This is a genomic window from Polaromonas sp. P1_E3 (assembly GCF_056405935.1).
Window position 1 is genome coordinate 1 of sequence record NZ_JBFUBD010000776.1, and the last position, 722, is coordinate 722.

Below are 722 nucleotides of genomic sequence, written 5' to 3' on the forward strand. Positions count from 1 at the left end.
CTTCGCAAGGTCATGATGGACACGGTCGACGGCGACTACCAGGCCATGAAGGCCAATGACGGCGCTTTCGTTCGCAAGCATTTCTTCGGCAAGGACCCGCGCACGCTCGAGATGGTCGCCAAGATGAGCGACGACGACATCTGGAACCTGCGCCGTGGCGGCCATGATTCGCAAAAGGTTTACGCAGCCTTCCACGCGGCCGTCAAGCATGAGGGCCAGCCCACCGTCCTGCTGATCAAAACCGTCAAGGGCTTCGGCATGGGCAAGATCGGCGAAGGCAAGAACAACGTTCACCAGACCAAAAAGCTGGCCGACGAAGACATCAAGGCCTTCCGCGACCGCTTCAACATCCCGATTCCCGACAGCCAGCTCGCCGACATTCCGTTCTACAAGCCGGCCGATGACACGCCCGAGATGCGCTACCTGCACGAGCGACGCAAGGCCCTGGGCGGCTACCTTCCGCACCGCCGTGTGAAGGCCGACGAGCAGTTCACCGTGCCCGCGCTCGAGACCTTCAAATCGGTGATCGAGCCCACGGCCGAAGGCCGCGAAATCTCGACCACGCAGGCCTATGTGCGTTTCCTGACCCAGCTGCTGCGCGACCAGGCCCTGGGCCCGCGTGTCGTGCCCATCCTGGTCGACGAGGCCCGCACCTTCGGCATGGAAGGCCTGTTCCGCCAGATCGGCATCTACAACCCTGACGGCCAGAAGTACACGCCGGT

General features: G+C 62.9%; 1 pseudogene. It reads left to right on the plus strand.

What is annotated here, in order from left to right:
- Positions 1-722 (plus strand): annotated as a pseudogene (gene aceE, locus AC1D0Z_RS23470) (pyruvate dehydrogenase (acetyl-transferring), homodimeric type); the annotation flags it as partial.